Consider the following 16,436-nt stretch of genomic DNA (forward strand, 5'->3'; position numbering starts at 1 on the left):
TTGCCAAAGGATGGATATAATGGTGAGCCCTGCTGGGTTCGAACCAGCGACCTACTGATTAAAAGTCAGTTGCTCTACCGACTGAGCTAAGGGCCCCCGTAAACAGTTGGTGCAGCGCACAAAGCCGTTGGGAAGCGCCTCCCTAGGGATGCTTTGTTTCGTGGTCAAGACGCTTTGGCGCTTTTTCCGGACGTTTCTTGGGACGGCGGTTGCGGGCGTGCAACTGGGTGATCGTCCGGCTGGTCAGGGGATCGCGCCAATCGCCCGCAATTTCGGTCGCGGGGCCCAGAACGAAGCCGCGTTCGCGCATCAGCGGATGGGGTATGGTGAGCGCCGGATCGCTGCTGGCAAAGGCGCCGCCGCTCCACAGCAGAATGTCCAGATCAAGCACCCGCCGCGACCAGGCCTGGCCGCGACGCCGCCCGAATTCCGCTTCCGTCTGTTTCAGCGTGGCCAGCAAAGCTGCCGGTTCCTGCGCAGTTTCGACGATCGCCACGGCATTGGCGTAGGATCTTTGCGAAGGGCCGACCGGTCGCGAGCCGATGACAGCGGAGGTTGCGCTGATCGTCAGGCCCTGCACCGTCAGGCGCTGCAAGGCCGCTGCCAGAATGTCGCGCGGCAGGCCGAGGCGCTGGTGGCGCTGGTTGGAGCCGAGGGCAATCAGGTAAAGCATCTGCGGCAAGCTGGTTCCAGAACAACGGAGAGAGGAAACTGCCGGAACAACATGGTTCCAAGCGAGCGGATCGGCTGCTATCATGCAATCAATAGCGATAAAATCAAGGAGAAGCTTCGTGCGCCACCATCATGTCAGCCTGTCGGGCGTCGTCCTGTTATCCCTCATGGCCGCCGGATGCGCCCAGGAGGGCGAATCTCCCGGTGAAGTCAGCGGCAATGTCGCGCGTGCTGCTCTGATCGGAGCGGATCAGACGGAATATGGCGAAGTGATCATCGCCCAGGGCGACAATGGTCTGCTCGTCAATATCACCGGAAAGGGCCTGTCGCCGGGCCCGCATGGCGTCCATATTCACGAAACCGGCAAGTGCGAAGGTCCTGATTTCAAATCCGCCGGCGGCCACTGGAATCCTGCCGGGAAAGCCCACGGTCTGGATAATCCGCAGGGTGCCCATGCGGGTGATTTCTTCAATCTGGATATCGGCCCGGACGGAGCCGGTGCGCTCGAGGCGACGGTTGCTGGCGGGACGTTGCGTGACGGGGACAAGGCGCTGCTCGACGCAGACGGCGCCGCGTTTGTCGTGCACGAAGGCCCGGATGACCTGAAGACCGATCCTTCCGGTGACAGTGGCGGGCGGATCGCCTGCGGTATATTTGTTGGCGGCCGCTGAGCCTATCCGTGTGAGTTGTAACAGGTAGAACAAGATTATGAGCCAGTCCGTGCTGTTTGTCTGTCTCGGCAATATCTGTCGATCTCCGCTGGCCGAGGCCGCCCTGCGCGAGGAGTGCGCCTCGGCGGGGCTGAACGTCATAATCGATTCTGCCGGGACCGGCGACTGGCATGTCGGCCATCCCCCCGACGAGCGCGCGCAGGCGGTGGCGAGCAGGAATGGCGTTGATATCGGCCATCTGCGCGGGCGGCAGGTCACGACGTCTGACTTTCACGATTTTGATCATATCATCGCGCTGGACAATCAGAACCTGCGCGATTTGGAGGCGATGCGGCCGGATAGAGCGATCGTGAAACTGTCGCTGCTGTTCGACCATGTCGCGGGCAGGGCGGGCGAAGATGTTACCGATCCCTATTATGGGGCGGACGACGGTTTTGAGCAGACCTGGGCCGAAGTGACAGAGGCTGCAAGAAGCATCAGGCAATTGTTTGAAAGCGAATAGAATATCCCCGCCTTCGCGTTTCTGCGGTGATATACTGGCGTTCGGACGCGCCCATATTCCAAACCGCGCAATGGCCTGTTTGTCTGGTGATCGGAAAATTAACCGGAAATCGGGCGACCAGATAGATTTCATCTATGAAGTCTGGGGCCGATTTTTTTGTCATGCCCCGCCGGTTCTCCTTGAAAAACAACCGCTGTTACCCGATATTGAAACCAATCGGGCCCGTTTATCGGCTCGCCAAATTTGAGGAGTATGGAAATTATGGCTTGGCAAGACCCAAGAACAACCTTCGGGCGGCCCAATGTGGGCGCTGCGCCGCAGACGGAAGTCGCGTTTGACGCCGGCCTGCGCGCCTATATGCTCAAGGTTTATAATTACATGGCCAGCGGTGTTTTGCTGACCGGTCTGGTCGCGATGCTGTTTGCCAGCTCCGGACTCGCTCAGGATATCATGTTTGGCGGCGGTCCGCTGAAATGGCTGATCATCCTGTCACCACTCGCGATTGTCTTCGCGATGAGCTTCGGACAGAATAAATTCTCCACCTTCACCCTGCAGGCCATGTTCTGGGGTTTCGCAACCCTGATGGGCATGTCGATGTCGACGATCTTCCTGGTCTATACCGGCGCATCGATCGCACAGACATTCTTTGCAACCTCTGCGGCTTTCCTGGGGCTCAGCCTCTATGGTTACACGACCAAGAAGGACCTGTCCGGCATGGGCAGCTTCCTGATAATGGGTGTGGTCGGATTGCTGGTTGCGATGGTCATCAACATCTTCCTGCAGTCGACGATGATGCACTTTGTCATCAGCGCGATCGGTGTTCTGGTGTTTGCCGGTCTGACGGCCTATGACACGCAGCGGATCAAGAGCATGTACGCTTATGTCGCCGGAACCGACATGGTCGGCAAAACCATCGTGTTGAGCGCGCTCAGCCTCTATCTGGACTTCATCAACATGTTCCAGTTCCTGCTCACCTTCATGGGCAGCCAGGATTAGGCAAACGCCTCATTCAAGCATTTCAAAAAAGCCCGGCAGGAAACTGTCGGGCTTTTTTGTTTGGCAGTTCGTCGAGATTTGACCGCAAATGCTGGACAAGCGTCAGCGCGAATCATAAAGAAACCGCTGTTGTCCAGGGAGAGTGATACGATGCCGCGTTTGAAGGATTTACGTCTTGTTTTGGCTGCCAGCGGTCTGGCCTTGCTGGCTGCCTGTCAAACGGCGCCTCCTCCCCCACCGCCGGCCGCTCCGGTCGTGCAGCCGCAATATACGCCGCGTGCGCCGACCCCGCCATTCGGAGCGAGCAGCCTGTCGATTGTGCCGATGCTGCGGGCTGACGGCCTGCGCGACACGATCAATCGCGACATCGGACCGCTGGAAACCCTTTGGCACGTCCGGGCCGCGATGAATGTGGCGGCTCTGAGCTGCACCGGCCCCCTCTATGAGCGGCTGGTCGATGATTATAATGCGTTCATCAACAACAACAGCGCCTCGCTGCGCAACGCCAATAATGCGATCATTCGGAAATTTCAGCGCGAAATCGGTGCCGGTTACAAGACCGAGCATGATCGCCACCAGACCCAGCTCTACAATTACTGGTCCTTCTCGCCGCTACGCCGGCCCTTTTGCGATCAGGCGGTCCAGATCAGCCAGCGCGCAATCGTGACCAAGTCTGCTGATCTTGATGTCTTTGCTGCGCAAGCTCTGATGGAACTGGAAAAACCGTTCACCGATTTCTATCTCGCCTACGAGGAATATCAACGGGATCTCGAAGCCTGGAATGTTCAATATGGCCAGCCCGCCGCCACTGTTGCGGAGCCCAACCTCGGCTATGAGCAACCCGAAACCGGGGAATAGACGCTGGTTTGAATGGGCGGTCTGAATTGGCAAAAAAGGCCGGATGGGATGACCATCCGGCCTTTTGCGTTTCGGATCAGATGATCAGCCAATGGCCGCGATCAAGCCGTCATCGACCGCCTTGGCCGATTTGTAAGCGTCGCGGTCGGTCAGCCTTTTTGCATAAGCGAGGAAGGAATCGCGCCCGGGCAGGGTGCCGAATTGCGTTCCCCATATCAGCTGCGCGCCGACATAGACGTCGGCCATGGTAAAGCGGGCGCCGCAGACATAATCATCGGTCAGGAACTTGCTGTCCAGCGCCTCGACAACCTGGTCATAATTGCCATATCCGACCGTTTTCTCTTTGTCCGGTTCGACTTCGAAGCCCATCGACCGGTTGGTGATTGCCGATTCCAAAGGGCCGGCGGCAAAGAACAGCCAGCGATAATAATCTGCCCGCTCGTCAGCGGTCGGTGCGAGCCCGGCATCGGGGAAGGCGTCTGCCAGATAGGCACAGATGGCAGCCCCTTCGGTCACGATCTTGCCGTCATGATCAATCGCCGGCACCTTGCCCATCGGATTGACCGCGAGATAGGCGGCGGCCTTCATCGTGCTATCATATTCGAGCAGCACTTGATCATAGTCTGCGCCCGCTTCGTGCAGCGCCCAGCGGGCAATCTGGCCGCGCGACATCGGGTTGGTGTAGAATTTCAGGGTCATATCAATTGTCTCCTCGGTTTGTATCGCAATTTGTCTCTGCTAGATGTTTCTCGTATTTTGCCTTCTGCTGCCTCGAAAATTCGTCGAGCGATTTTTCCGGATTCACTTTGTAAACGCCGCCGGTCGGCACGAGATCGGAAATGCGGTCGAGCCGGAACATCCGGAAATCATCGCGCAATTCGCACCATCCCACCAGCGTCCAGACCTTGCCCCAGAACCACAGCCCCAGCGGCTGGACGGTCCGCCTGGTGGTGGCGCCATCCTCGTCACAATAATCCAGAGCCACGATTTCCCGCGCTTCGATTGCGTGCTCGCAGCGGTCGATCAATTCTCTGGCTTGTCCGGCCAGTCCTATGCTTGGCGAGAATATTTTCGTCTCACCAACCCGGCTGCGTTCGGCTTCCGGCAAAACCGCCTCGATCTTGACCAGCGCCTCTTCCGCCGCAGCGATCATCGCGGTTCCGCCCCATGCCTTGACCATCCGCGCGCCGGTGACCAGCGCGACGATCTCGTCGCGCGTGAACATCAACGGCGGCAGGTCGAAACCGCTGCGCATGATATAGCCGATGCCGGCTTCACCATCGATCGGCACGCCGGTCGACTGGAGATCTGCAATGTCGCGATAGATTGCACGCTCGGAAACTTCGAGGCGCCCGGCCAGATTGGCCGCCGTCACGAGCCGGCCACCGCGCAGATACTGGACAATCTGGAACAGGCGGTCGGCTCTGCGCATCAGTCGTTATATTTGAATATGGCTATTGAATTGCCTTCGGTGTCTTTGGCATAGAAAAAGGCCGCGGCAGGCAGGGGAATGGGTTCGGAAACCACTTCACCACCAGCGGCCTTGATCCGCTCCATTGCATCGGCAAGTTCACCTCCGGTGGAGAAATGCGGGGTAGATCCATCGCCGGATGTTGCAGGCTTTCCCTGGTAGATGTGCCCGCACAGCGTGTCTCCCCTGCTCGGGATCATGTAGATCTTTTGCGGTCCGTCATCATTCTCGATCAGCGATGTTTCCAGAACGCTGTCATAAAAGCCCTTCGCGCGGTCGAGGTCGGTTGCGGGAATTTCCACCCACACCAGCCTGTCTCTTGTCTCGGTCATCAGCTTGCTCCTCCTTTTTGATTGAACAAGCATCGAATATCATAACCCTCCTGACAGCATCATGTCAGGAGGGTTTCTAGATGTGAAGACGGTATCGCGAAAGGTCTACTTCCGCGCGCCGATCAATGCGAAGGCCGCACCCTGCGGGTCGACCGCGTTGAGCTGGAACTCGCCGCCCGGAATTTCCGTCGGTTCAAGCCTGATCTGGCCGCCCTTGGCCGTGATGGTTTTTACCGCTTGATCAATGTCAGCCACCCGGAAATAATAGGTCCACGCGGAAACCGGCATCTCGTCCGGCTTGTCCATCATCGCGCCGATCATGAAATCATGGCGGAGAAAATTATATGTGCCCATCGGGCCCATATCCATCTCTCCCTCCTTCTCCCAGCCGAACAGATCATGATAGAAGTTGAGCGCGGCGGCTGTGTCGCTGGTGGCGAGTTCGTTCCAGGCGCAATGACCGATCATCGGCTCGGTCGCCGCAAAGGCGAGGCTGGTTGCATTCGGCTTGTCGGCAGGCGGGTTCGGCGTCATCACATAGAATATCGCGCCTTGCTGATCTGCGACCATCGCGAACCGTCCGACACCGGGGATGTCCTGCGGCTGCACATGGACGCTGCCGCCAGCAGAGGATATCGCTTCCGCCATCCGGTCGACATCCTCGACAGTGACATAGCCGAGCCAGCAGGGCTGCGCGCCATTGGCCGTCATTTCCGGCGTCAGCGGCAACAGGCCGCCAATTCCTTCGCCCTTCATCGAAAATTCCCGATAGTCCATGTCAGCCTGGCCGCTACCGGCAAAGTCCCAGCCGAGCAACGCCCCATAGAAATCCTGCGCTGCGTCGGCATCGCTGGTCAGCAATTCATACCAGATGAAATCACCATGTTTGTTGGCCATGGGTTCTGCTCCTCATTTGCCGAGCGTGACGACGGGCTCAAAGCCGCCGAAGATCATCCGTTTTCCGTCGAAGGGCATCGGGTTCTTCACTGGATCCATCCGCGGGTCGGGGTTGTCCGGATCCTCCATCATCGCTTCCAGTTTCGCCATGCCGGCGTCGCGGGTCGCCTTGTCGGGCCATTCGATCCAGGAAAAGACGATGCTCTCGTCCGCGGTCGCCTTCACCGCCTTGCGGAAATCGGTGGTCTTGCCTTCTGAGATATCATCGCCCCAGCTTTCGATCACTCTCGTCGCACCCATGTCGATGAACATGCTGTCCGCCATGTTGGCATGATCGATAAATTTCTGCTTGTTGGCGGTGGGCACCGCGATCACAAATCCGTCAATATAGCTCATTTCTCTCTCCTTGGTTATGACCGGGTCAGGCCGGCTGTGGTTGGTGTTCGGCGAAGGGCTCTGTCTGTGCCTTCAATGCGCGCTGGAATGCCGGACGTTGCTCGCCGCGCAGCTGATAGGCAGCGAGCTTGGGGAAGCCCGCGACGATGTCCGTGTGTCTCAGATTGCGGAGCACCGTCACCATCATGATATCTGCGATAGTGAAGCGACCGGTCAGCCAGTTCTTGTCGCCCAGCGCATCAGAAACACTTTGCAAGCGCGCTTCGGCAAGTTCGACCGCTGCCGGCCGTGCTGCCTTGGCCCAATCCTTGTCGGCATGAAATATATCATAGCTGACAATCGTGGACAATATTGGCTCGACACTATTGAGTGCCGCGATCAGCCATGCCGTTGATTCCCACCGGTCCTGGAGCTTGACTGGCAACAGCCGGTCATCCTGCTCGCCGAGAAAAAGCAGGATCGCGCCACTTTCGAACATCCGGACATTGCCGTCGTCAAAGGCCGGAACCTGGCCAAAGGGCTGCCATTGCCGATAATCGGCATCGCGCGGTTGCGTTGCGTCGAACCGGCTGGTGTCATAGGGCCGTTCGATTTCCTCCAGCGCCCAGCGGATACGGATGTCGCGGACCATGCCCTGGGCAAAATCGGGCACCCACTGAAAGGCGGATATTGTGATATTCGAGCCGGGATTGGCGAGCATTTTATTCTCCTTTCCGTTTTACAGATTTGTTCCGTCATCTTTTGACCTGGCCTTGAAAACCGCCAATTGGGCGTCAAAAGCGCGCACGAAGGCCGGTCGCGCTTCGTCGGGCGAGCTTTCGAAGGCGGTAATGGTGGGAACCATCGGTCTCCTACTTCTGACTCAGGCTGGCCAACTGGTCTGCGCAGGCACCCCAGCCTTGCTCGAAACCCATTTCCATGTGCTGGGCTTGTGCGTCCTTTGTCCAGTGGCGTGCGGTGGCGGTGTAGCGGGTGCCGCCATCCTCCGCTTCGATCTCCCAAATCCCGATCATGAACGGGCCAGCCGGTTCGAGGTCGCCGACAATCGCGTCGGTCAGGGCGAACCGGCGACCCTCTTCCCAGGCCAGCACCAGACCGGGGTGGGGATGCACCTCGCCGTCAGGGCCATACATGGTGCAGTGCGAAGCCCCGCCAACGCGTCGCTCCAGCGTCTCGAATTCCGCCCGCCAGGGTTTCGGGCACCACCATTGCTCGATATGGTTTGTCATGACATCCCAGACCTTGTCCGGTGGCGCCGCGATATGGCGGGTTACCGATAGTTCATGGTGGCTCTCTTGGGTCGCGGTCATATTCTGTCTCCTTGATCAGTCGCGTTCCGGCGCACCGCCGGGGAAAAAATGTCTAAAGGGCCGTGCCTCGTCCACCGCCCGCTTGACCGTGGGCCGTGCCAGCAGGCGGGACCGATAGGCCCTGAGCCGTTCCAGCCCCTCCGGGATCGGATGCACCCAGTCGGAATAGAAAAGCGATGGTGCGGCGGCACAATCGGCCATCGTGAACGCGTCCCCGATCGCCCATTGATCGCCCAGTTGCGCTTCGAGCCAGGCATAGCTTTTGTCGAGCGTTGCACGACCCTTGTCGGTTTCGGATGGATCGGCGCGACCGAGCCGCACTTCGACGAAATGCTGCATCGCGTTCATCACATAATTGTCGAAAAACCGGTCGAACATCCGTGTTTCGACACCCGCCATCCCGTCCGGGATCAACCTTGGTTCGGGATGGATGAGCTCAAGATATTCGATAACTGCCGTCGCTTCGAAGATCGTCCGCTCGCCGTCCGCCAGCAGCGGAAACTTGCCGGTCGGCGAACGCCGCGCAAATTCTGCCCCATTGCTTTGATGGTCTTCGTCGAGTTGCCGGAATTCGAACGGGATGTCCTTCTCCCACAAGGGGATCAGCGCTTTCCATGTGTAAGAGGAGAAGGGGTGGCCAAATAATTTGATCATGATTTTACACCCCGCACCGCCGCCTCGATCATGGCAATGTCGATTTTCTGCATCGGCATCATCGCTTCAAAGGCGCGCTTGGCAACCTCTCCGCCTTGCGCCATCGCGTCGGTCAGCGCGCGCGGGGTGATCTGCCAGTTGATCCCCCATTTGTCCTTGCACCAGCCGCACTGGCTTTCAGCGCCACCATTGCCCACGATCGCGTTCCAGTAGCGGTCGGTCTCTTCCTGGGTGTCGGTATGGACCTGAAAGGAAAAGGCTTCGGTGTGCGGAAAGGCCGGACCACCGTTCAACCCGAGGCAGGAAACACCCAGCACGGTAAATTCAACCGTCAGCTCGTCGCCTTGCTTGCCGCCGGGAAAATCGCTGGGAGCGAGATGCACCGCATCGACCCGGCTGTCTGGAAAAGTCTCCGCGTAAAATTCGGCTGCTTCGCGGGCAGCGTGGTCGTACCAGATGCACATTGAAATCTTGCCGGTCATTATCCTCTCCTCCTTGCTCAGCTTGATATGTTGAAAATTGCCTCGATATATCTGCGCAAATGACGAACGCTTTCGCGCGCTTTTTCCGGATCTCCCGAAGCCTTCGCGATCACAAAGGCACCCTGCAAAACGGTTTGAACGTGCCAGGCCACGCTTTCCGCAGTTATATTGTCGCGAATTCCGTGGCGGTCTATCGCCGCCTGAACATCGACCGCCAGTGCCTCGCAATAGGCGGTGATGCTTTCGCTGCTGGCCTCGCGGAGCGCCTCGTTGCTCGCAAAAGTCTCCTGCGCCATCGTGCCGACAAAACAGGTAAAGCCTTCCGCCGGACCGTCGATCATCGCCATCCGCATGTCGATATGTCCGAGCAGGCGTTCGAGCGGGTCCTCCAGCCTGGTATAGGGCGGGAGTTCGAACAGCGGAGCCGCGCGCGCGGTCCATTGCGCTGCAGCGGCGACACCCAGATCCTCCTTGGAAGGGAAGTGGTGAAAAAAGGCGCCCTTGGTCACGCCGGCGGCGGCACAAATCTGGTCGACCGTGGTTGCGGCATAGCCCTGGCGACGGACAAGATCATGCGCGGCATCGATCAGCTTCGTCTTTGCTGTGATACGTGCGGGGGCAGGGGATCGACTCGCGTTCATAGCCACAACATACCAACTGGTTGGTATGTTGTCAATTCGAGAGTGGTCCCACCAGAGTTTGGCCGGACATTTTCGCTGGGCAGCAGGCATAAAAAAACGGCGTGTAACCAGACACGCCGTTTTTCAATTTATCGGGGTTTCCAGACCCTTGTCCGGGTCGTCATTCCGCTTCGGAAGGAGCTTTCTTCTTCGGCGGGGCCTTCTTTTTCTTTGCCTTGGGCGCAGCCGAGGTGACTTCGAAGGTCAGGTTGTTGTCCTTCAGGTGAACCTTGACCTCGCCGCCGTTCTTGAGCTTGCCGAACAATAGTTCTTCGGCGAGCGGCTGCTTGATCTTTTCCTGGATCAGGCGGCCCATCGGACGGGCGCCGTAGAGCTTGTCATAGCCGCGCTCGGTGAGCCATGCCTGGGCATCCTCGTCGAGCGTGATGTGGACATTCTGGTCGGCCAGCTGCAGCTCGAGTTCGAGAATGAATTTCTGAACCACGCGCGCAACCACTTCGGTCGGTAGATAGGCGAACGGAACGATCGCATCCAGACGGTTGCGGAATTCCGGGGTGAACATCTTCTTCACCGCTTCATCACCGGCATCTTCCTTGGACATATTGCCAAAGCCAATGCCTTCTCTCGCCATGTCGGACGCACCGGCATTGGTTGTCATGATCAGCACGACGTTGCGGAAGTCGACGGTCTTGCCGTGGTGATCGGTCAGCTTGCCGTTGTCCATCACCTGCAGCAAAATGTTGAACAGGTCGGGATGGGCTTTCTCGATCTCGTCGAGCAGCAACACGCAATGCGGGTTCTGGTCGATGGCATCGGTCAGCAAGCCGCCCTGATCATAGCCGACATAGCCCGGAGGCGCGCCGATCAGGCGGGAAACGCTGTGGCGTTCCATATATTCGGACATGTCGAAGCGCTTGAGCGGAATGCCCATGATCGATGACAATTGCTTGGCAACCTCGGTCTTGCCGACGCCGGTCGGACCGCTGAACAGGTAGTTGCCGATCGGCTTTTCCGGTTCGCGCAGGCCGGCGCGGGACAGCTTGATCGCGCTGGACAATTTGTTGATTGCCTCGTCCTGGCCAAAGACCACGCGCTTGAGATCCTTCTCCAGATTCTCGAGTGTCTTCTTGTCATCCTTGGACACGGATTTGGGCGGGATGCGCGCCATTGTCGCGATCACGGCTTCGATATCCTTGGCGGTGATCATCTTCTTGCGACGCGAAGGCGGCAACAGCATCTGCATCGCACCGACTTCGTCGATCACGTCGATCGCCTTGTCCGGCAGCTTGCGGTCGTTGATATAGCGGGTGGACAGTTCCACCGCTGATTTCAACGCATCCGGCGAATAGCGGACCTTGTGATGTTCCTCGAAAGCACCGCGCAAGCCGGAGAGAATCTTGATCGTATCCTCGACCGACGGCTCGTTGATGTCGATTTTCTGGAAGCGCCGCAGCAACGCGCGGTCCTTCTCGAAATGGTTGCGGAATTCCTTGTAAGTGGTTGATCCGATGCAGCGAATGACGCCGCCGGAAAGAGCCGGCTTCAGGAGGTTCGACGCATCCATCGCCCCGCCGCTGGTCGCGCCGGCACCGATCACGGTGTGAATTTCGTCGATGAACAGCACCGCATCGGGCATTTTTTCCAGCTCGGAAACGACCTGCTTCAGCCGTTCCTCGAAATCACCGCGATAGCGGGTTCCGGCCAGCAGGGAGCCCATGTCGAGCGAGTAGATGACCGCGGGAAGCAGGACTTCCGGCACATTGCCTTCGACGATGCGCAGCGCGAGGCCTTCGGCAATGGCGGTCTTGCCCACGCCGGGTTCACCGACATAAAGCGGATTATTCTTGGAACGGCGGCACAGGATCTGGACCGTCCGGTCGACCTCTGCCTGGCGTCCGATCAGCGGATCGATCCGTCCGTCGGAAGCTTTCTTGTTGAGATTGACGGTGAACTGGTCGAGCGCCGTCTCTTTCTTGTTCTTCTCTTTCTTGTCATCGTCGCTTTCATGACCGGACAGTTCTGCCGGTTCGACCGTCTGGCCGCCCTTGCCGACGCCGTGGCTGATGAAGCTGACCGCATCGAGCCGGCTCATGTCCTGCTGCTGCAGAAAATAGACGGCATAGCTTTCGCGCTCGGAGAACAGGGCAACCAGCACGTTGGCGCCGGTGACTTCATCCTTGCCCGATGACTGGACATGGAGGATCGCCCGCTGGACAACCCGCTGAAATCCGGAGGTGGGAGAGGGGTCGATTGCCTTTTCGACTTTCAGGGAATCGAGCTCGCTGTCGAGATAGAGAACGACGGCATCTTCCAGTTCGCCGAGATCGACGCCGCAGGCGTTCATCACTTGTGAAGCGTCGCCATCGTCGATCAATGCAAGAAGAAGATGCTCGAGGGTCGCATATTCATGACTCCGGTCGGACGCATTTTTCAGCGCCTGATGCAGGGTCTTCTCGAGCGATTCTGCGAAGGATGGCATATATATTACTCCAAAATTGGAACGTTGTTGACGCTCCTGTCGCCGACACGGATGCTGTTCCATCCGATGCGGGCTTTAACCAATTGCTTATCCTTTAGATCGTGCCCCGGTGCCTAAACGTCAAGGGTTCAGGGTCTCCGATCTCAAGCTATCTGGCCAAAGTCACCAGTTTCGTATCTCACTTCTCCTATACGGTCCAATTTGGAACGGTTGAAGCCGACTATTATTAAACAAGGTTAACAAATGCTTTAGGTTAAGCCAGCCTTTATCACTTTTTGAACAGATTTTCCGCGCTCGCACGATGGGTCACAGCGAAGCTTTTCTTGGCTTTACAGCGACTTATTTCTGATTCCAGCAATGAAATCCGCTGGTCCAGTTCATCGACAGATAATGGGTCGAGATCCTGTTTGACCAACAAGGCCACCGGATCATTGGCATTCCGCGGTAAATTTTCGTCATCGTCCATGAATCGACATTCCTCCTGCAGGGTAATGTTGACCGCTTGCGCTTTGCTGTCAATAAGGGGCCAAATTATGGGAGGTCGCAAATTTCCCGGGGGGTATAAAATGGCCGTATCTGAAGTGTTGCAAAAAGAAATGACCGCGATCGTTATCAGCGAGCCGGGCGGTCCGGAAGTCCTGAAATCCGAAACCGTCGCGGTGCCGCGGCCCGAAGCCGGGGAAGTACTGATCCGGGTCGCTGCTGCAGGGGTGAACCGGCCTGACGTTGTCCAGCGCATGGGCCTTTATCCGGTGCCGCCGGGCGCGTCGCCCTTGCCGGGCCTGGAAGTGTCCGGAACCGTGGTCGCGCTAGGGGCGGGCGTCGAGCCCGAATGGATCGGTCGCAAGATCTGCGCTCTGACCAACGGCGGCGGCTACGCCGAATATTGTGTGGCTCCGGTTGATCAATGTCTTCCGGTTCCGGAATGCCTCACCATGGCCGAAGCCGCGGCTCTGCCCGAGACGCTGTTCACCGTGTGGGGCAATATGTTCAATCGCGGCTTCGCCCGCGAAGGGGAAACGGTGCTGGTGCACGGCGGAACCAGCGGTATCGGGACGACCGCGATCAAGCTTGGCAAACTCTTCGGCCTCAATGTCATCGTGACTTGCGGCAGCGACCAGAAATGCACCGCGGCAAAGCAGATCGGCGCCGACCATGCGATCAATTACAAGAGCCAGGATTTTGTCGAGGAGATCAACAAGATCACCGACGGCAAGGGCGTGGAAATCGTGCTCGATATGGTCGCTGGCGACTATGTCGCTCGCAATCTGCAATGTCTGAAGGAAGACGGTCGTCACGTGACGATCGCGGTTCAGGGCGGACTGCAGGCCACGATCAACATGGCCCAGGTCATGATGAAACGGCTGATCCTCACCGGATCGACGCTCAGACCGCAATCGGCCGCGCGCAAGGCGCTGCTCGGTGATGAACTGCACCGCTATGTCTGGCCCGATGTCGAAGCGGGCAAGTTGAAGCCGGTGATGGATGAAAGCTTTCCGCTGGCCGATGCGGCCAAGGCCCACGCCCATATGGAGGCCGGTGATCATATCGGCAAGATTGTGCTGATCGTCGAATGACGGGATGAACGGGGAGCCCGACTTTCACGGCGCGAAAGTGGCATTTTTCATCGAAGACCATATCCTGGTCTATCGGCGGGACGACAAGCCGGACATCCCGTTCCCCAATCTGCTCGATCTGCCCGGTGGCGGGCGTGAAAATGACGAGAGCGGCGCGCAATGCGTCGCGCGCGAGACTTTTGAAGAATTCGGCATCCGCATCGCGGTCGATCAATTCGAACATGTCGAAACCTATCCCAACTGGCGCGGTGCCGGGAAAGTAGCGCTGTTCTTTGTCTGCCGGCTGTCACCGGACATGGTCGACGATATCGTGTTCGGCGACGAGGGGCAGCACTGGCAAACCATGCCGGTCTCCGCATTCCTCACCAGCGAAGAGGCCGTTCCGCATCTGCAAATCCGGGTCCGGGAATATCTCAAGGCATAGGCCTCCCGTCACCAAAACTTCATAAAACGGGAATCCGGTTGTCACAATCGGCCACTATGGCGGGGCCCAAGGATAGGTTTCCATGGGAGTTTTCAATGGCCAAACAATTTTCCCCGCTGACCAGAGCCGATATACCGCTGCTTGATGCCGATCGATACGAAGCGCGCCTCAAGCGCAAGCCACAGGTCGATGCCAGCGACCGCACGCGATACAGGACGATCTGGATATCCGACATCCATCTCGGCACGCGGGGCTGCAACGCCGACCTGCTGATCGATTTCCTCGACCATGTCGACAGCGACACGCTCTATCTGGTGGGCGATATCATCGACGGCTGGCGGATGAAAAAGCGGTTCTTCTGGCCCGATAGCCATAATGATATCATCTGGCGCATCCTGAAGCGCGCCCGGCGGGGCACGCGCATCGTCTATATCCCCGGCAATCATGACGAGATGTTCCGCCAGTTTACCGGCCTCAATTTCGGTGGCGTGGAAATCCGCCGGTCGGCGATCCACCAAACCGCTGATGGCCGGCGTCTGCTGGTCCTCCACGGCGACGAATTTGATACCGTCATGCTCGCCCATCGCTGGCTCGCCTTTGTCGGTGACGCCGCCTATGTGACGCTGATGCGGATCAACTGGCTGGTCAACAAGCTGCGCAACCGGCTGGGATTGCCTTATTGGTCGCTGTCCAAAATGGCCAAGAACAAGGTCAAGAACGCGGTCGAATTTATCGGCAGATACGAGGAACTGGTCGCCAAGGCGGCGGAAAGTCGCGGCGTCGATGGCGTAGTCTGTGGCCATATCCACACCGCCGAGCATCGGACGATCAAGGGTATCGAATATTATAACGACGGCGACTGGGTCGAGGGTTGCACCGCGCTGGTCGAAAAGGACGACGGCACGATGGAAATTCTCCACTGGGCCGACGAGATTGCAGCGCGAAACGCCAGGCAGCAGCAACCGGCGCAATTGGCCGAAGTCGAGGCCGGCATGGGGCAGGCGGCGTGAAGATCGCGCTGGTCACGGACGCGTGGCATCCGCAGGTTAACGGTGTGGTCCGCACGCTCGATACCGTGGTCGGGCTGTTGCGGGATCAGGGGCACGAGATATTGGTGATCTCGCCCGACCAGTATCGCTCCCTCCCGGCGCCCAGCTATCCCGAAATCCGTCTGGCCTTCACCCGGGCCCGGACGGTCGGTCGGCGAATAGAGGATTTCGGGGCAGATGCAGTGCATCTGGCCACGGAGGGCCCGCTATGCGTTCAGGCCCTGCGCTGGTGCGTGCGGAATGGCCGCCCCTTTACCAGCGCCTATCACACCCAGTTTCCGGAATATCTGGCGAAGCGGACCGGATTGTCGCCGCGGGCGTTCTGGCCCTATATCCGCTGGTTCCATCGCAAATCAGAAGCGATCATGGTCTCGACTGACAGCATCCGTAACCAGTTGCGGGCGGAGCGGCTGGACCATGTCCATCACTGGAGCCGCGGAGTCGATCTCGACAATTTCCGGCCGGATGCGCCATCGCCCGCGGTTTACGGGAAATTGCAAGGGCCGATCCAGCTCTACGTCGGCCGGGTGGCGGTCGAGAAAAATATCGAGGCCTTTCTGCGCAGCGAACAGCCCGGTTCGAAAGTCGTGGTCGGCGACGGGCCGGCGCTGGCGGGATTGCAATCGCGCTATCCCGATGTCCATTTTGCCGGAAGAAAATCGGGCCGCGAGCTGGCGGGCTATTATGCCGGAGCCGATGTGCTGGTATTTCCTAGCAGGACCGACACATTCGGCCTGGTGATCATCGAGGCTCTCGCCTGCGGAACGCCGGTCGCGGCCTATCCCGTGACCGGTCCGGTCGATATCCTGACCGATGCCAGCGGGGTGATGGACGAAGATCTGAACGGCGCGATTAAGCGTGCGATCGGTCTCGATCCAGCCGATTGTATCGCCCATGGCAAGCGTTTCAGCTGGGACGCGAGCGCCCGCCAGTTTCTCGATGGTCTGGTCGCGCAGGATCGGCGTCTCGACTTCCACATGTCCCGCCGGATCCTGGCAAAAGCGATTTTTGCGCGGGTTTAGCCA

The 16,436-nt window shown here is 58.6% G+C and carries 22 protein-coding genes and 1 tRNA gene; 8 read left to right on the forward strand and 15 right to left on the reverse strand.

What is annotated here, in order from left to right; all coding sequences use genetic code 11:
• Nucleotides 1–20: 20 nt before the first annotated feature.
• Both HUO14_RS03360 and folK read right to left on the reverse strand, forming a co-directional pair.
• Nucleotides 21–96 (reverse strand) — tRNA-Lys (locus HUO14_RS03360).
• Between the two features lie 46 nt (nucleotides 97–142).
• A complete protein-coding gene (gene folK / locus HUO14_RS03365) occupies nucleotides 143–673 on the reverse strand; it encodes a 2-amino-4-hydroxy-6-hydroxymethyldihydropteridine diphosphokinase (protein ID WP_176278754.1) in 531 nt (176 codons plus the stop codon).
• 118 nt (nucleotides 674–791) lie between these two features.
• Here folK and HUO14_RS03370 point away from each other — a divergent pair, with 118 nt between their 5' ends.
• The 4 genes from HUO14_RS03370 to HUO14_RS03385 all read left to right on the forward strand — a co-directional run bounded on the left by HUO14_RS03370 (nucleotide 792) and on the right by HUO14_RS03385 (nucleotide 3,699).
• Nucleotides 792–1,343 (forward strand): superoxide dismutase family protein, encoded by a 552-nt coding sequence (locus HUO14_RS03370; RefSeq protein ID WP_176278452.1) that lies wholly within the window; start codon nucleotides 792–794, stop codon nucleotides 1,341–1,343.
• Nucleotides 1,344–1,380: 37 nt separating this feature from the next.
• Entirely contained in the window at nucleotides 1,381–1,845 is a 465-nt protein-coding gene (locus HUO14_RS03375; protein WP_176278453.1) for a low molecular weight protein-tyrosine-phosphatase, read from the forward strand.
• 252 nt (nucleotides 1,846–2,097) lie between these two features.
• Nucleotides 2,098–2,841, forward strand: a complete 744-nt coding sequence (locus HUO14_RS03380) for a Bax inhibitor-1/YccA family protein (protein ID WP_176278454.1) — start codon at nucleotides 2,098–2,100, stop codon at nucleotides 2,839–2,841.
• Nucleotides 2,842–2,991: 150 nt separating this feature from the next.
• Nucleotides 2,992–3,699 carry a hypothetical protein gene (locus HUO14_RS03385; protein WP_176278455.1) on the forward strand — a complete coding sequence of 236 codons (708 nt, stop codon included), beginning with the start codon at nucleotides 2,992–2,994 and terminating at the stop codon, nucleotides 3,697–3,699.
• Between the two features lie 84 nt (nucleotides 3,700–3,783).
• On the opposite strand, the gene HUO14_RS03390 is transcribed toward HUO14_RS03385, so the two are convergent.
• The 13 genes from HUO14_RS03390 to HUO14_RS03445 all read right to left on the reverse strand — a co-directional run bounded on the left by HUO14_RS03390 (nucleotide 3,784) and on the right by HUO14_RS03445 (nucleotide 12,827).
• Entirely contained in the window at nucleotides 3,784–4,398 is a 615-nt protein-coding gene (locus tag HUO14_RS03390) for a glutathione S-transferase family protein (RefSeq protein ID WP_176278456.1), read from the reverse strand.
• Nucleotide 4,399: 1 nt separating this feature from the next.
• Nucleotides 4,400–5,131, reverse strand: a complete 732-nt coding sequence (locus tag HUO14_RS03395; RefSeq protein ID WP_176278457.1) for a helix-turn-helix transcriptional regulator — start codon at nucleotides 5,129–5,131, stop codon at nucleotides 4,400–4,402.
• Nucleotides 5,131–5,502: a VOC family protein gene (locus HUO14_RS03400; RefSeq protein WP_176278458.1), complete on the reverse strand. Its 372-nt coding sequence runs from the start codon at nucleotides 5,500–5,502 to the stop codon at nucleotides 5,131–5,133. The genes HUO14_RS03395 and HUO14_RS03400 overlap by 1 nt, the downstream gene beginning before the upstream one ends.
• A gap of 105 nt (nucleotides 5,503–5,607) precedes the next feature.
• The gene (locus HUO14_RS03405) at nucleotides 5,608–6,399 is read right to left on the reverse strand and encodes a VOC family protein (RefSeq protein ID WP_176278459.1); all 792 of its coding nucleotides are present in this window, start codon (nucleotides 6,397–6,399) and stop codon (nucleotides 5,608–5,610) included.
• 12 nt (nucleotides 6,400–6,411) lie between these two features.
• Nucleotides 6,412–6,795 (reverse strand): DUF1428 domain-containing protein, encoded by a 384-nt coding sequence (locus tag HUO14_RS03410; protein ID WP_176278460.1) that lies wholly within the window; start codon nucleotides 6,793–6,795, stop codon nucleotides 6,412–6,414.
• Between the two features lie 25 nt (nucleotides 6,796–6,820).
• Nucleotides 6,821–7,495, reverse strand: coding sequence for a glutathione S-transferase family protein (locus HUO14_RS03415; protein WP_176278461.1), 675 nt, complete (start codon nucleotides 7,493–7,495; stop codon nucleotides 6,821–6,823).
• 18 nt (nucleotides 7,496–7,513) lie between these two features.
• Nucleotides 7,514–7,639 carry a hypothetical protein gene (locus tag HUO14_RS16385; RefSeq protein ID WP_281365373.1) on the reverse strand — a complete coding sequence of 42 codons (126 nt, stop codon included), beginning with the start codon at nucleotides 7,637–7,639 and terminating at the stop codon, nucleotides 7,514–7,516.
• 7 nt (nucleotides 7,640–7,646) lie between these two features.
• Complete coding sequence (locus HUO14_RS03420; RefSeq protein WP_176278462.1) at nucleotides 7,647–8,105, reverse strand: SRPBCC domain-containing protein; 459 nt, start codon at nucleotides 8,103–8,105, stop codon at nucleotides 7,647–7,649.
• 15 nt (nucleotides 8,106–8,120) lie between these two features.
• The gene (locus HUO14_RS03425) at nucleotides 8,121–8,759 is read right to left on the reverse strand and encodes a glutathione S-transferase family protein (RefSeq protein WP_217907892.1); all 639 of its coding nucleotides are present in this window, start codon (nucleotides 8,757–8,759) and stop codon (nucleotides 8,121–8,123) included.
• The gene (locus HUO14_RS03430) at nucleotides 8,756–9,241 is read right to left on the reverse strand and encodes a VOC family protein (RefSeq protein WP_176278463.1); all 486 of its coding nucleotides are present in this window, start codon (nucleotides 9,239–9,241) and stop codon (nucleotides 8,756–8,758) included. Before HUO14_RS03430 ends, HUO14_RS03425 begins: the two co-directional genes overlap by 4 nt.
• Nucleotides 9,242–9,258: 17 nt before the next feature.
• Nucleotides 9,259–9,882: a TetR/AcrR family transcriptional regulator gene (locus tag HUO14_RS03435; RefSeq protein WP_176278464.1), complete on the reverse strand. Its 624-nt coding sequence runs from the start codon at nucleotides 9,880–9,882 to the stop codon at nucleotides 9,259–9,261.
• Nucleotides 9,883–10,042: 160 nt separating this feature from the next.
• The gene (clpA, locus tag HUO14_RS03440; RefSeq protein ID WP_176278465.1) at nucleotides 10,043–12,361 is read right to left on the reverse strand and encodes an ATP-dependent Clp protease ATP-binding subunit ClpA; all 2,319 of its coding nucleotides are present in this window, start codon (nucleotides 12,359–12,361) and stop codon (nucleotides 10,043–10,045) included.
• Between the two features lie 268 nt (nucleotides 12,362–12,629).
• Nucleotides 12,630–12,827 carry a DUF1192 domain-containing protein gene (locus tag HUO14_RS03445; RefSeq protein ID WP_176278466.1) on the reverse strand — a complete coding sequence of 66 codons (198 nt, stop codon included), beginning with the start codon at nucleotides 12,825–12,827 and terminating at the stop codon, nucleotides 12,630–12,632.
• 100 nt (nucleotides 12,828–12,927) lie between these two features.
• On the opposite strand from HUO14_RS03445, the gene HUO14_RS03450 reads away from it, so the two are divergent.
• The 4 genes from HUO14_RS03450 to HUO14_RS03465 all read left to right on the forward strand — a co-directional run bounded on the left by HUO14_RS03450 (nucleotide 12,928) and on the right by HUO14_RS03465 (nucleotide 16,433).
• Entirely contained in the window at nucleotides 12,928–13,938 is a 1,011-nt protein-coding gene (locus HUO14_RS03450; protein WP_246255197.1) for an NAD(P)H-quinone oxidoreductase, read from the forward strand.
• A 37-nt stretch (nucleotides 13,939–13,975) separates the two neighbouring features.
• A complete protein-coding gene (locus tag HUO14_RS03455; RefSeq protein ID WP_217907893.1) occupies nucleotides 13,976–14,362 on the forward strand; it encodes an NUDIX hydrolase in 387 nt (128 codons plus the stop codon).
• A 95-nt stretch (nucleotides 14,363–14,457) separates the two neighbouring features.
• Nucleotides 14,458–15,372: a UDP-2,3-diacylglucosamine diphosphatase gene (locus HUO14_RS03460; protein WP_176278468.1), complete on the forward strand. Its 915-nt coding sequence runs from the start codon at nucleotides 14,458–14,460 to the stop codon at nucleotides 15,370–15,372.
• A complete protein-coding gene (locus tag HUO14_RS03465) occupies nucleotides 15,369–16,433 on the forward strand; it encodes a glycosyltransferase (RefSeq protein ID WP_176278469.1) in 1,065 nt (354 codons plus the stop codon). Before HUO14_RS03460 ends, HUO14_RS03465 begins: the two co-directional genes overlap by 4 nt.
• Nucleotides 16,434–16,436 lie beyond the last annotated feature (3 nt).

The organism is Parasphingorhabdus flavimaris, assembly GCF_013371215.1.
Lineage (GTDB): Bacteria > Pseudomonadota > Alphaproteobacteria > Sphingomonadales > Sphingomonadaceae > Parasphingorhabdus > Parasphingorhabdus flavimaris.

What these genes read in the sequence shown, in the direction of transcription:
- HUO14_RS03435 (WP_176278464.1), bottom strand. Translation starts at nt 9,882, where the DNA reads ATGAACGCGAGTCGATCCCCTGCCCCCGCACGTATCACAGCAAAGACG.
- clpA (WP_176278465.1), bottom strand. Translation starts at nt 12,361, where the DNA reads ATGCCATCCTTCGCAGAATCGCTCGAGAAGACCCTGCATCAGGCGCTG.
- HUO14_RS03410 (WP_176278460.1), bottom strand. Translation starts at nt 6,795, where the DNA reads ATGAGCTATATTGACGGATTTGTGATCGCGGTGCCCACCGCCAACAAG.
- HUO14_RS03400 (WP_176278458.1), bottom strand. Translation starts at nt 5,502, where the DNA reads ATGACCGAGACAAGAGACAGGCTGGTGTGGGTGGAAATTCCCGCAACC.
- HUO14_RS03445 (WP_176278466.1), bottom strand. Translation starts at nt 12,827, where the DNA reads ATGGACGATGACGAAAATTTACCGCGGAATGCCAATGATCCGGTGGCC.
- HUO14_RS03430 (WP_176278463.1), bottom strand. Translation starts at nt 9,241, where the DNA reads ATGACCGGCAAGATTTCAATGTGCATCTGGTACGACCACGCTGCCCGC.
- HUO14_RS16385 (WP_281365373.1), bottom strand. Translation starts at nt 7,639, where the DNA reads ATGGTTCCCACCATTACCGCCTTCGAAAGCTCGCCCGACGAAGCGCGA.
- HUO14_RS03405 (WP_176278459.1), bottom strand. Translation starts at nt 6,399, where the DNA reads ATGGCCAACAAACATGGTGATTTCATCTGGTATGAATTGCTGACCAGC.
- HUO14_RS03375 (WP_176278453.1), top strand. Translation starts at nt 1,381, where the DNA reads ATGAGCCAGTCCGTGCTGTTTGTCTGTCTCGGCAATATCTGTCGATCT.
- HUO14_RS03385 (WP_176278455.1), top strand. Translation starts at nt 2,992, where the DNA reads ATGCCGCGTTTGAAGGATTTACGTCTTGTTTTGGCTGCCAGCGGTCTG.
- HUO14_RS03420 (WP_176278462.1), bottom strand. Translation starts at nt 8,105, where the DNA reads ATGACCGCGACCCAAGAGAGCCACCATGAACTATCGGTAACCCGCCAT.
- HUO14_RS03380 (WP_176278454.1), top strand. Translation starts at nt 2,098, where the DNA reads ATGGAAATTATGGCTTGGCAAGACCCAAGAACAACCTTCGGGCGGCCC.
- HUO14_RS03390 (WP_176278456.1), bottom strand. Translation starts at nt 4,398, where the DNA reads ATGACCCTGAAATTCTACACCAACCCGATGTCGCGCGGCCAGATTGCC.
- HUO14_RS03460 (WP_176278468.1), top strand. Translation starts at nt 14,458, where the DNA reads ATGGCCAAACAATTTTCCCCGCTGACCAGAGCCGATATACCGCTGCTT.
- HUO14_RS03415 (WP_176278461.1), bottom strand. Translation starts at nt 7,495, where the DNA reads ATGCTCGCCAATCCCGGCTCGAATATCACAATATCCGCCTTTCAGTGG.
- HUO14_RS03450 (WP_246255197.1), top strand. Translation starts at nt 12,928, where the DNA reads ATGGCCGTATCTGAAGTGTTGCAAAAAGAAATGACCGCGATCGTTATC.
- folK (WP_176278754.1), bottom strand. Translation starts at nt 673, where the DNA reads ATGCTTTACCTGATTGCCCTCGGCTCCAACCAGCGCCACCAGCGCCTC.
- HUO14_RS03395 (WP_176278457.1), bottom strand. Translation starts at nt 5,131, where the DNA reads ATGCGCAGAGCCGACCGCCTGTTCCAGATTGTCCAGTATCTGCGCGGT.
- HUO14_RS03425 (WP_217907892.1), bottom strand. Translation starts at nt 8,759, where the DNA reads ATGATCAAATTATTTGGCCACCCCTTCTCCTCTTACACATGGAAAGCG.